The following is an 11924-nucleotide window of genomic DNA, read 5'->3' as shown; positions in this document are numbered from 1 at the left end:
CTTATTTCCCCAGCTGCTCGGCGGGGATGATTTTTTCGACGCGCTGCTGCGGCTGTTCGCCACCGCGCGACCAGAGAAAGACGAGGAGCAGGACGAGCAACACCACCAAAGCGATAGGAATGATGGGCAGGCGCGTCCCCCGGCGGCGCGTGCCACCGTCAAAACTGCTGAAATTGCGATTATTCTTCATGAAACCTTCTGCGGCTGGGCTGCGAGACGGGAAAGATGCAATTTGCCTCTCCTGCGGGTCGCTGTATAGCCCCGGTCGCCATGCAGCGAAACAGCAAATTCCCCGAAGCGTCGGCCGGGCGCGGTCCCCTTGTCCTTGTCGGCATGATGGGCGTGGGCAAATCGACCGTGGGGCGGCGGCTCGCTGCGCGTCTAGGCCTCCATTTCGTCGATGCAGACGAGGAGATCGAGAAGGCCGCAGGCATGAGCGTGACGGAGATTTTCGCGCGCTATGGCGAAGCGCATTTCCGCGACGGCGAACGGCGTGTCATTGCCCGGTTGATGGACGGTGCGCCCAAGGTAATCGCCACGGGCGGCGGCGCGTTCATGCAGGATGAGACGCGTGCGCTGATACTGGATCTTGCAACGGCAATCTGGCTGGACGCCGACATCGACATATTGGTGGACCGCGTATCGCGCCGCGAGGGACGCCCGCTGTTGAAGGGGCGCGATCCGCGCGCCGTGCTGGCTGACCTGGCCGCCGTGCGCAATCCTGTCTACGCCCTTGCCCCCATTCATGTGCAGAGCATCGCTGCGCCGCATGAAGTCACGGTCGAACGCATCATGGAGCAATTGACGGCATGGCCATAGTCCGCGTCGCGCTGGACGCGCGCAGTTACGACATTCGCATCGAACAGGGCGCGATCGACCGTGCAGGCGAAACGCTGGCCCCTTATGCGCGTAAGGGGCGGCTGGTAGTCGTCACCGACGCTCATGTCGCGGTCGCGCAATTGCCGCGCCTGGACGCCAGCCTGCGCGCGGCGGGCATCACATTGGAACCGATCATCCTGCCGCCGGGCGAACAGACCAAAAGCTGGCGGCATCTGGAACATCTGCTCGACGCGCTGCTCCGCCAAGAAATCGAGCGGGGGGACCATATCGTCGCGCTGGGTGGCGGTGTGATCGGCGATCTGGTCGGCTTTGCCGCCTCCGTCCTCAAGCGTGGCTGCCATTTCATTCAGGTGCCGACCACCTTGCTGGCGCAGGTCGATTCGTCGGTCGGCGGCAAGACGGCGATCAACACGGCGGCAGGCAAGAATCTGGTCGGCAGCTTCTACCAGCCATCGCTCGTGCTGATCGACCCATCGACTCTCGACAGTCTGCCGCTGCGTGAAACGCGGGCTGGCTATGCCGAAGTCGTCAAATATGGCCTGATCGACGATCCCGATTTCTTTGGCTGGTGCGAAGCCAATGCCGCTGCGCTGTTGGCAGGCGACCCGGATGCCCGCACCATCGCCATAGAACGCAGCGTCCGTGCCAAGGCCGCGATCGTCGCCGATGACGAGCGGGAGACGTCGGGCCGCCGCGCGCTGCTCAACCTTGGCCACACATTTGGCCATGCGCTGGAGGCGGACACTGGCTTTTGCGACCGGCTGCTGCATGGCGAAGGCGTTGCGGCGGGGATGGCGTTGGCGTTCCGCTATTCGGCGCGGCTGGGCCTTTGCCCACAGGTGGACGCGGACCGGGTGACGGCGCATCTGCGCGCGGTCGGATTGCCCCATGATCTGGAAACCGCGCATGTTCGCGCCGACGGCGCAGCGCTGGTCGGCCATATGATGCATGACAAGAAGATGGCGGCAGGCACCCTGCCCTTCCTGCTGGCGCGCGGCATCGGCCAGACGTTTCTGTCGAAGGATGTCGTGCTGAATGATGTCGCCGCATTTCTGGACGCGGATCGGGCGAGATAGACCTGCCGCGCCCCTAATCGATTCGCAGGCGAAAAACCGCGCATTTCTCCCGAAGTTCACACTATGGCGGGCGCGCGGGCGCGCGCACGCATGGGCGCGAACGCGCGTTATCTAACGTTTCAAAGACTGACGCAGGATGGTGTGACCCGACGGAAATAAGACAGAAAAATCATGCACGGCGGCAGTAATAGGATGTTTTTCTTCCCGGCTGTGGCGACCGGGTGACAGATTTGGCGCGATCGGGAAGTGGGGATTGGCCGCTGAATAGGATTTTAGAACGTTCCACCTTTTCGCTTCTCCGTCTGAGAACGGATGCCCCTTGCCTTATTGGCCATGATGCAAGTGTAGCCACCGCGCGCCATGCCCTATCGTTGGGTGTCTCCGCCTGAGATGCCAGCCTTCGCTGGCATGACGGAAAGGGGGCGTCCGCTTTTGCAGCAATATGAGCAAAAGCCGACAGGCTGATCACCACCCGTCCAACGAACAAAAAAGGGCGCCCGCAGGCGCCCTTTTCGTTCGAACCGATGAAGGCGCGATTACTTCTTGAGCGACAGGCCGCCAAAGCGCTTGTTGAAGCGCGCGACCTGGCCGCCCTGGTCCATCTGGCGCTGGCCACCGATCCATGCCGGATGCGATTTGGGGTCGATGTCGAGTGCCATCGTGTCGCCTTCCTTGCCCCAGGTGGAGCGAGTCTGGAAGACCGTGCCGTCCGTCATCTGGACGTTGATCATGTGGTAGGCGGGGTGGGTGTTGGCCTTCATGGCGTCATGCTCCGTATAGTGCCGGTTCCGACCGGCTGTGGATGCGGTAAAAACTGCGAAGGCGCGCCGTTAGCGGGTTTGGCGCGTCATGGCAAGGGTAACCCTTCCCGTCATGCCAGCGAACGCTGGCACGACGGATGAGCCTTTCAGTCCTTGGGCGGGTCGCTGATCATCGCGACGAACTGCGCTTCTGCGACCAGCTTGCCCTCGATCATCGCCTTGCCCGCGAACTTGCAGATCGCGCCCCGGTTCTGGGTGACTTCGACATGCAGGTCGAGCAGGCAGCCCGGCTCCACGGGCGAACGGAATTTCGCGCCGTCGATGCTCATGAAATAGACGAGTTTGCCCGAATCGGCCAAATTCATCGATTCCACCGCCAGCACGCCCGCCGCCTGTGCCATCGCTTCGACGATCAGCACGCCCGGCATGATCGGCCGGGTCGGGAAATGCCCCTGGAAAAAGGGTTCGTTCACCGACACTGCCTTGATCGCATGGATAGACTGGTTCGGCACCAGCGTCACTACACGGTCGATCAGCAGCATCGGGTAACGATGCGGCAGCGCGGCCATGACCCGACGGACATCCATCGGGCCACGCGCGCCGGTATTTTCAACCTCCCCCGTCATGGCGGATCAGCGCGACTTGGGTGCCTGCGCCGGGTTGGCCGGAGCGGCCTGACCCTGGCGACCGGGCTGCCAGCCAGCAGGCGGGGTGATGCTGACGCTGGGGACCAGCGTGTTGATTTCGGTCACGACCGCAGCGGTGATGTCGACGGTCGGCTGGTAGGAGACGGTGGCGTCGGGGGCCAGCACCAGATCGACCTTCGCCTTGGTCATCGCGGCTTTCAGCGCATCGGCCAGCTTGGCCGAAATCTGTTCCTCGACATAGGCGTTGGCGAGCGCGATCGGCTGGCCCATGCGCTGCAATTCGGCCTGCGCGGTCTGCTGCGACTGCTGGAACGCCTGATACTGGGTTTCGATCGCGGGGGTGGGCTTGTTGCCTGCCGCCGTCAGCGCAGCCTGAATGGCGTCGCTCTTGACCTTGAGTTCACCGTCGATTGCAGTCTTGCGCGCATTGAAGGCGTCGATCTGCGGCTTGTAGGTCGTCTGCATCTGGGTGCGGGCGACGGTATAAGCCGCGCTGGTGCCAACGGCGCGTTGCAGGTCGGCGACGGCGATGCCCGCCTTCGATTGTGCAGCGGCAGGAACGGCAGTCAGGGCAATGGCAGTCATGGGCGCAAGAACGAGCGCCGCAGCCTTGAAAATGGTCTTCATCAGAATTGAGTCCCTACGTTGAAGGTGATGAGCTTGTTGTCGTCGCCCGGCTCCTTGAGCAGAGCCTTGGCAATGTCGATGCGGAACGGGCCGAAGGGCGAGTTCCAGTTGACGCCAAAGCCGACCGACAGGCGGGGCTTGAGCGTGTCGCCGAGATATTCTTCCACGAAGTTACCCGAAAGGCTGTAATTGGCGGGGCAGACCGGATTATATGCGGTTCCCGTCGCCTTGAGCGTCGTGGTGCCAGCAGCGCCCGTGCCGGGCGTGCAATAGCCTGCAAAGTCGATCGTGCCGGGATTCTTCAGGCCCGCGACAGCGCCGGCGTCAAGGAAGATCGAAGGGCGCAGACCCATTTCGCGCGCACCCGAACCCAGCGGAATTTCGATTTCGGCACGGGCGAGATAGTAGATCTTGCCGCCCAGCGCGTCGTCCGAAACATTATTGTTGCTGGTATCCTTGGCATAGCCGGTGGTGTTGCCATTGGCATCGGTCTGCGCAGTCAGGTAGAAACGCTTCACGCGCGGGCCGACCCCGCGAATGTCGAAGCCACGAAATTGCGGTTCGCCCAGGAAGAAGCGGTCGGTCAGGCGGATCTTGTCCACCAGATTGCCCGACGCATCGCGCCGTTCGCCTTCCAGGCTGTGGATATAGCCGCCTTCACCCGTCAGCGAGAAGATGAAGCCGCTGCCCAGCGGGAAATATTTGGCCGCGTTCAGGCGGGTGCGCACATATTTGACGTCGCCGCCAAGACCCGCGAAATCCTGACTCAGGACGACATTATGCCCGCGCGTCGGACGAATGCGGTTGTCGCGCGTATCGTAGATCAACGAATAGCCAAGCGACGATGTCGTCCGCTTGCCGATCGCGTCGCACAGATAACGGCCTGCCAGCAAGGGATCGCACTCCGTTGTGCCATCGCCGTTGGTGTCCGAATAATAAGTGTCCTGATCGAGTGTCACATCGTCCAGATTGAGGCTGTAGCGCAGCGCCAGCGACATGAATTCGGTGATCGGCACGCCCGCACGAATCTGGAACCCCGTGGTCGTCTGTTCGTAGGTCGTGTCGCGATCATTATTGGTCAGATAGCGGAAGCTGTTCATGTCGCGGCGATAGATGTCGCCGCCCAGTGCGATGTTCTTGTCGAGGAAATAGGGTTCGGTGAACCCGACTTCGACCGACTTGCTATAGGCCGAATAGTTGACCGATGTGCGCAGTTCCTGGCCCTTGCCCCGGAAGTTGCGCTGCGTGATCGACGCCGACACGATGAAGCGTTCGAGCGAGGAGAAACCGGCCGACAGCGACAATTCGCCAGTCGATTTTTCCTGCACATTGGTTTCCAGCACGATGCGGTCGGGCGCGGAACCGGGCTTCTGCTCGATGTCCAGCTTTTCCTGGAAGAAGCCCAGCGAGTTGATGCGGTCCTTGGACCGCTTGACCAGGAAGCTGTTGAAGGCGTCGCCTTCGGCCAGACGAAATTCGCGGCGCACGACCTTGTCCTGCGTCAGCGTGTTGCCGTTGATGTCCACCCGCTCGACATAGACGCGCGGCGCGTTGGCGATGCGGAAATTGATCCCCATCGTCAGCGTATCCTTGTCCCGGTTGAAGTCGGGCGACACGTCGGCAAAGGCATAGCCGAACAGGCCAGCCGTCTCGCTCAGCGTGTCGACCGTGTCCTCGACCTGCTTGGCATTATACCACTGGCCCTTCTTCATCGGCAGCAGCTTGGTCAGGCCATCGCCCGACAGGTCGCGAATGTCCGATTCGACCTTCACGTCGCCGAATTTGTAGCGGTCGCCTTCTTCCACCACATAGGTGATGATGAAGTCCTGCTTGTCGGGCGTCAGTTCCGCGACGGCGGAAATCACGCGGAAATCGGCATAGCCTTCGGTCAGATAATATTGGCGCAGCTTCTGTTGGTCATAGGCCAGGCGATCGGGATCATAGCTGGTGCCGGACGAAAACAGGCGGAACCAGCGCGACTGCTTGGTCACCATCTGGCTGCGCAGGTCGCCGTCCTTGAATTTTTCATTGCCGATGATGTTGATCTGGCGGACCTTGGACTTTGGCCCTTCGCTGATTTCGAACACGATATCGACGCGGTTCTGATCGAGCTGCACCATCTTGGGTTCGACGCTGGCGGCAAAGCGGCCCTGGCGGCGATAGAGTTCGATGATGCGGGCAACGTCGGCGCGGACTTTGGAGCGGGTATAGATCTGGCGCGGGGCCAGCTTGATTTCGGGGCGGATCTTGTCTTCCTTCAGGCGCTTATTGCCTTCCAGAACGATGCGGTTGATGACCGGGCTTTCCTTGATCTCGACCGTCAGCGCGCCATTGTCGTTGCGGATCTGCACGTCGGCGAACAGTTCGGTTTCATACAGGTCGCGCAGCGCCTGATCGAGGCTTTCCTGCGTGAAGGCCTGGCCAATGCGCAGCTTGGTGTAGGACAGGACCGTGTCCGGCTCCAGCCGCTGCTGGCCCGACACGGTGATGGAGCGCACGGTCCCCATCGGGGCGATGGTCGTGGCAATAGCGGGCGCCGGGGCGGAAGCCTGCTGCGCCTGCGCCATCACGGGCAGGCCCGCAATCACCGTTGTCGCCAACAGGGCCGCGACGACCGGGTGCCGCCTCTTGCTGCTCATCTTCGCTGTCACCGCTTCACCTCAAAAATACCCGGATAAAAATGTTTCCGCCGCAACAGACGCCGCCAAACCGCGCATCCCTGCCCCAAGCGGCTCAGCCGATCAAGCCGGACAGGCTTTTCCATAGCCCGAAAGACGACAAATCGTTGAATGTCACCAGCACCATCATGGTCAGCAGCACGGCGAGGCCCGACTTATAAGCCCATTCCTGCACCTTTTCGCTGACCGGACGACGCTGAATCGCTTCGATCCCGTAAAAGAGCAGATGCCCGCCATCCAGCATGGGGATTGGCAACAAGTTGATGAACCCCAAGTTAATTGAGATGAGCGCGGCGAAGAAGATGAAGCTTTCCAGCCCCATCGTCGCGGCCTGACCCGAAACCTGCGCGATCTTGAGCGGCCCGCCCAGTTCCTTGACGGAACGGCCGCCGCTGACGATCTGGCCCATCGTTTCGACCATGGTGCGCACGATTTGCCCGGTGCGCTCGACCGCGACGACAGGCGCACGCAACAGGCTGACGGGTTCTATGACGGGATCGCCAGGGGCAAGCCCCAGGCGGCCGATCTGAAATGTGTTACCAAAGCCGTCATCCTCGGTAACGCTGCCGACCTTGCCCTGCCGCTCGAACATCTGGCCATCGCGCTCGATCACGATCGCGACCGGCTCGCCGGGGCGAATCTGGGCGTAGAGGCGGATGTCGTCGAACGTCGCCATCTCGCGCCCACCCAGCGACACGATGCGGTCGCCCGCCTGTATGCCCGCCTGCGCCGCTGCGCTGCCCGGCTGGACCATGCCCGCGACCGCAGGCGTGCGGCTTTCGCCATGGACGAAGGCGAAGGTTGCCAGAATCAGGATTGCGAACAGGAAATTGATCGCCGGACCAGCCGCGACGATCGCCGCGCGTTGCCACAGCGGCTTGGCCGGAAAACTTTGCGCGCGCTCGGCAGCGGGCAATTGCAGCCAAGCCGGGTCAGTCATGCTGGCGGCGTTCATGTCGCCCTTGAACTTCACATAGCCGCCCAGCGGCAGCGCGGCGATGCGCCAGCGCGTGCCGCGCTTGTCCACCCAGGCGAACAGCTCCGGCCCGAAGCCGATCGAAAACGCCTCCGCCTTTACCCCGCACCAGCGGCCCACGAGATAATGGCCAAGCTCATGCACAAAGACGAGCGGCCCGATGACCGCGACAAAGGCAAGAACGGTCAACAGGAAGCCGGGATTCTGGATCAAACCGTCAATCTTTCCATTACGTCGCCCGCATATGTGCGGGCCTGCGCATCGGCCGCCAGCACATCGTCGATGGTGGCGGGCGCGGGTGCGCTATAGCGATTCAACACTTCCTCCACAATCATGGCGATATCAAGGAAGCCGATCTGACCACCCAGGAAAGCGGCGACCGCGACTTCATTGGCGGCGTTCAATATGGCGGGCGTCACCCCGCCCGCCGCCGCCGCCGCGCGGGCAAGGCGCAGTGCAGGAAAGCGTGTCGGATCAGGGGCTTCGAAATCGAGCCTGCCGATCCGTGCAAGGTCGAGTGGCTGACATGGCGTAGCGATCCGCTGTGGCCAGGCCAAGGCATGAGCGATGGGGATGCGCATGTCGGGCGACCCCAGTTGCGCCAGTGTCGATCGGTCGCGATATTCGACCATCGAATGGATCACCGATTGCGGGTGGACGAGTATCTCTATCCGGTCGAGGCCGACCGGGAAAAGATGCGCCGCCTCTATCAGCTCCAGCCCCTTGTTCATCATCGTCGCACTATCGACGCTGATCTTTGCCCCCATCGACCAGTTGGGATGGGCGACGGCCTGGGCCGGGGTGATATTGGCCATGTCCGCATGGCTGCGCGTGCGGAACGGGCCGCCGCTGGCAGTCAGGATGATCCTTGCGATATCCTCCAAACTACCGCCCGCAAGACATTGAAAAATCGCGTTATGTTCGCTGTCGACTGGCAGTAGCGTGGCGTTCGACTGGCGCGCCATGTCCATCATCAGCGCGCCCGCCGACACCAGCGATTCCTTGTTCGCCAGCGCCACAGTGCCGCCAGCCTTGAGCGCCGCCATCGTCGGGCGCAACCCGGCGCAGCCCACGATCGCCGCCATGGTCCAGTCCGCGCCAGTCTGCGCCGCGTCGACCAGCGCCTGTTCGCCCGCCGCCGCTTCGACCCCGGACCCGGCCAGTGCAGCCTTTAGAGCGGCATAGCGTGTGGGATCGCCGATCACGGCGACGCGCGCGCGCATCTCCCGCGCCACCTTCGCCAATGTGTCCACGTCGCTGTTCGCAGTCAGCGCAACGACTTGATAATCGTCGGGATTGCGCCGGATCAGGTCCAGCGTCGATGTGCCGACCGATCCGGTCGCGCCGAATATCGAAATGCTGCGCATCAACCCTGGCCAAGCAACAGATAGAGCAAGGCCGCCAGCGGCGCGGCAGCGACCACACCGTCCAGCCGGTCCATCACCCCGCCATGGCCGGGGAGCAGCGTGCCGCTATCCTTGACGCCCGCGCGCCGCTTCATCGCGCTTTCGAACAGGTCGCCCAATTGTGCCGCCACGGCCAGCAGCCCGCTTGCTGCTGCCAACTGGATCGGCAGGCCTGCGAACCTGTGGAGCAGGAAGCCCAATATCAACGCGGCCAGCACGCCCCCGCCCAGCCCCGACCATGTCTTGGACGGGCTGACGCGCGGCGCGAGTTTAGGCCCGCCGATGGAGCGCCCCGCAAAATAGGCACCAATGTCCGTCGACCACACCAGCCCCAATGCCCAGAAGGCAAGCAGCAGGCCATAGCTGTTGGGCGCCTGCCCACGCAGCAGCAGCAACGCCATCACCGGCACCACCACATAGGGCAGACCCAATGCCAGCTTCCAGGCGCGGGTCGCCACCAGTACGAACGCAAAAGCCCCCGCCAGCAGCCCCAGCGCAAACCAGGATACACCCGCCGCCCATGGACACAGGATCGCCAGCGGCACGGACACCGCATACATCGACAATTTCTTTTGCGCGGCCGAAACCCGGTTCAGGTCGGCCCATTCGCCCTGCATCAGCACGCCCGCCACCGACAACAGCACCCAGAACAGCAGGCCGCCCGACAATAATGCGCCCAGCGCCACCGCGATCAGGGCGACGCCAACGATGGTCCGAATCCGCAATTCGCTGGCCATGCCAGTCACAATCCGCCGAAACGGCGGTCCCTCAAGCGAAAAGCGTCCAGCGCCCTGGCCAGCGCGTCCGCGTCGAAATCCGGCCACAGCATGTCGGTGAAATAGAGTTCGGCATAGGCCGCCTGCCACAGCATGAAATTGCTGAGCCGCTGTTCGCCCGACGTGCGGATCAATAAGTCGAGTGGCGGCAGATCGGCGGTATCGAGCGCCGCGCTGATCGCCTCCACGCCGATATCCTCGACCGCGATTTCCCCTGCCGCGACCCGCCGGGCCAGATGCTGGGTCGCGCGGACCATCTCGTCCTGCGCGCCATAGTTGAGCGCAATCGCAATGACCGGCCCTGTATTGCCCGCCGTGCGCGCCATCGCGCCTTCGATCATGTCGACCAGCGACGGGTCGAGCGCGCGATAATTGCCGATGATGCGCAAGCGCACGCCATTGGCATGGAATTCATCAAGATCCGATTGAATGAAGTGGCGCAACAGGCCCATCAGATCAGCGACTTCGGCGGCCGGACGCTTCCAGTTTTCGGACGAAAAGGCATAGAGCGTCAGGCAATCCAGGCCCATGTCGCGGGCCGCACGCGACACCCGGCGCACAGCCTCCACCCCCGCGCGATGCCCCGCTATGCGCGGCAACAGGCGCTTTTTGGCCCAACGACCATTGCCGTCCATGATTATGGCGACATGACGCGCGCCGACCACCGTACCGGCACTCGACAGATCGGGCTTGGCCTGGCTTGCCATCAGGGAAGGATGCGCGCGCTGATCATGAAGGGAAATCCCGGCTTACTGGCCGAGAATTTCCTTTTCCTTCGCCACGGCCAGCGCATCCAGATCGGCAATGACGCCGTCGGTCAGCTTCTGGACCTCGGTTTCCTTGCGCTTGCGCTCATCCTCGCTGATTTCACCCTTCTTCTCGTCCGCCTTCAGGCTGTCCATGCCGTCGCGACGCACGTTGCGCACGGCGATGCGTGCGGCTTCGGCATATTTGCTCGCCAGCTTGGCCAGTTCCTTGCGGCGATCCTCGGTCAGGTCGGGAATGGGCAGACGCAGCGTCTGCCCGTCGACGATGGGGTTGAGGCCAAGGCCCGCCGAACGGATCGCCTTGTCGACCGGGCCGACATTGACCTTGTCCCACACCTGCACCGACAACATGCGCGGTTCGGGCGCAGACACGGTCGCGACCTGATTGAGTGGCATCAAGGCACCGTAAACGGTCACGTTCACCGGATCGAGCAGCATCACATTGGCGCGTCCGGTGCGCAGGCCGGACAGGTCGCCTTTCAGCGATTCGACGGCGCCGGCCATGCGGCGTTCCAGATCGGACTTGTCATATTGGGCCATGATGTTCAGCTCTCCTGATTCTGGACGATCGTCGCTACGCCCTGCCCGGCCAGAACCTGTGCCAGGTTGCCGGTTTCGCGGATGTTGAAGACGACGATGGGAATATTATTTTCGCGGCACAGCGCGATGGCGCTGGCGTCCATCACCTTGAGATGATCGTTCAGCACCCGGTCGAAACTGATTGCGTCATAACGGGTGGCATCGGCCACCTGCTTGGGATCGGCATTATAAACGCCATCGACGCTGGTCCCCTTGAAGATCGCGTCGCAATTCATTTCGGCCGCGCGCAACGCTGCGGTCGTATCTGTGGTGAAGAAGGGATTGCCAGTGCCAGCCGCGAAAATGACGATCCGGCCCTTTTCCATGTGCCGCACCGCCTTGCGCCGGATATAGGGTTCGCACACCGACGCCATCGGGATGGCGGACTGAACGCGGGTATCATAGCCCAGCTTTTCCAGTGCATTCTGCACGGCAAGCGCGTTCATGACCGTCGCCAACATGCCCATATAGTCGGCACTGGTGCGGTCGAAACCCTTGGCCGCGCCAGCCAGGCCACGGAAGATATTGCCGCCGCCCACGACGACGCACAGTTCGAACCCGGCATCCTTGGCCGCTGCGATTTCACCGGCGACGCGATTGACGGTTTCGGGTTCGATACCGAACTGGCCCTGCCCCATCAGCACCTCACCAGACAGTTTCAGCAATATGCGCTTGAAGGCAGGCCGGGTCATGCGGTGGTGGTATCCATATACAGGCGGGCAAGGAAATGGCGCGCACCTTAGGCAGCGCGCGCCATTCTGTGAAGCAGCTTTTCCTCCCCGGCAAGGGGA

Annotated in this window: 13 protein-coding genes; 2 read left to right on the top strand and 11 right to left on the bottom strand. The window is 62.6% G+C overall.

The features are described from left to right. Nucleotide 1: 1 nt before the first annotated feature. Nucleotides 2-190, bottom strand: a complete 189-nt coding sequence (locus SPBM01_RS01430) for a hypothetical protein (protein WP_188063680.1) — start codon at nt 188-190, stop codon at nt 2-4. A gap of 80 nt (nt 191-270) precedes the next feature. Here SPBM01_RS01430 and SPBM01_RS01425 point away from each other — a divergent pair, with 80 nt between their 5' ends. Together SPBM01_RS01425 and aroB are read left to right on the top strand one after the other, a co-directional pair. Continuing rightward, nucleotides 271-819 (top strand): shikimate kinase, encoded by a 549-nt coding sequence (locus SPBM01_RS01425; RefSeq protein WP_188063679.1) that lies wholly within the window; start codon nt 271-273, stop codon nt 817-819. Beyond that, nucleotides 810-1916: a 3-dehydroquinate synthase gene (aroB, locus tag SPBM01_RS01420; RefSeq protein ID WP_188063678.1), complete on the top strand. Its 1107-nt coding sequence runs from the start codon at nt 810-812 to the stop codon at nt 1914-1916. Before SPBM01_RS01425 ends, aroB begins: the two co-directional genes overlap by 10 nt. 536 nt (nt 1917-2452) lie before the next feature. On the opposite strand, the gene rpmE is transcribed toward aroB, so the two are convergent. The 10 genes from rpmE to pyrH all read right to left on the bottom strand — a co-directional run bounded on the left by rpmE (nt 2453) and on the right by pyrH (nt 11825). Next, the gene (gene rpmE, locus SPBM01_RS01415; RefSeq protein WP_188063677.1) at nt 2453-2677 is read right to left on the bottom strand and encodes a 50S ribosomal protein L31; all 225 of its coding nucleotides are present in this window, start codon (nt 2675-2677) and stop codon (nt 2453-2455) included. A 146-nt stretch (nt 2678-2823) separates the two neighbouring features. Further along, nucleotides 2824-3303 (bottom strand): 3-hydroxyacyl-ACP dehydratase FabZ, encoded by a 480-nt coding sequence (fabZ, locus tag SPBM01_RS01410; protein WP_188063676.1) that lies wholly within the window; start codon nt 3301-3303, stop codon nt 2824-2826. 6 nt (nt 3304-3309) lie between these two features. Then, nucleotides 3310-3951 (bottom strand): OmpH family outer membrane protein, encoded by a 642-nt coding sequence (locus tag SPBM01_RS01405; protein ID WP_188063675.1) that lies wholly within the window; start codon nt 3949-3951, stop codon nt 3310-3312. Next, nucleotides 3951-6590, bottom strand: coding sequence for an outer membrane protein assembly factor BamA (bamA, locus tag SPBM01_RS01400; RefSeq protein WP_188063674.1), 2640 nt, complete (start codon nt 6588-6590; stop codon nt 3951-3953). Before bamA ends, SPBM01_RS01405 begins: the two co-directional genes overlap by 1 nt. A 94-nt stretch (nt 6591-6684) precedes the next feature. Next, complete coding sequence (gene rseP, locus SPBM01_RS01395) at nt 6685-7818, bottom strand: RIP metalloprotease RseP (RefSeq protein WP_188063673.1); 1134 nt, start codon at nt 7816-7818, stop codon at nt 6685-6687. Then, nucleotides 7815-8972, bottom strand: a complete 1158-nt coding sequence (locus SPBM01_RS01390; protein WP_188063672.1) for a 1-deoxy-D-xylulose-5-phosphate reductoisomerase — start codon at nt 8970-8972, stop codon at nt 7815-7817. The genes rseP and SPBM01_RS01390 overlap by 4 nt, the downstream gene beginning before the upstream one ends. Beyond that, nucleotides 8972-9748, bottom strand: a complete 777-nt coding sequence (locus SPBM01_RS01385; protein WP_188063671.1) for a phosphatidate cytidylyltransferase — start codon at nt 9746-9748, stop codon at nt 8972-8974. Before SPBM01_RS01385 ends, SPBM01_RS01390 begins: the two co-directional genes overlap by 1 nt. A 5-nt stretch (nt 9749-9753) precedes the next feature. Then, the gene (locus SPBM01_RS01380) at nt 9754-10494 is read right to left on the bottom strand and encodes an isoprenyl transferase (protein ID WP_188063670.1); all 741 of its coding nucleotides are present in this window, start codon (nt 10492-10494) and stop codon (nt 9754-9756) included. Nucleotides 10495-10536: 42 nt separating this feature from the next. Beyond that, complete coding sequence (gene frr / locus SPBM01_RS01375) at nt 10537-11094, bottom strand: ribosome recycling factor (RefSeq protein WP_188063669.1); 558 nt, start codon at nt 11092-11094, stop codon at nt 10537-10539. A gap of 5 nt (nt 11095-11099) precedes the next feature. Then, entirely contained in the window at nt 11100-11825 is a 726-nt protein-coding gene (pyrH, locus tag SPBM01_RS01370) for a UMP kinase (protein WP_188063668.1), read from the bottom strand. Between the last annotated feature and the right edge of the window lie 99 nt (nt 11826-11924).

Source organism: Sphingobium sp. KCTC 72723 (genome assembly GCF_014280435.1).
Classification (GTDB): domain Bacteria; phylum Pseudomonadota; class Alphaproteobacteria; order Sphingomonadales; family Sphingomonadaceae; genus Sphingobium.
This window is presented reverse-complemented; position numbering and strand designations above follow the sequence as displayed.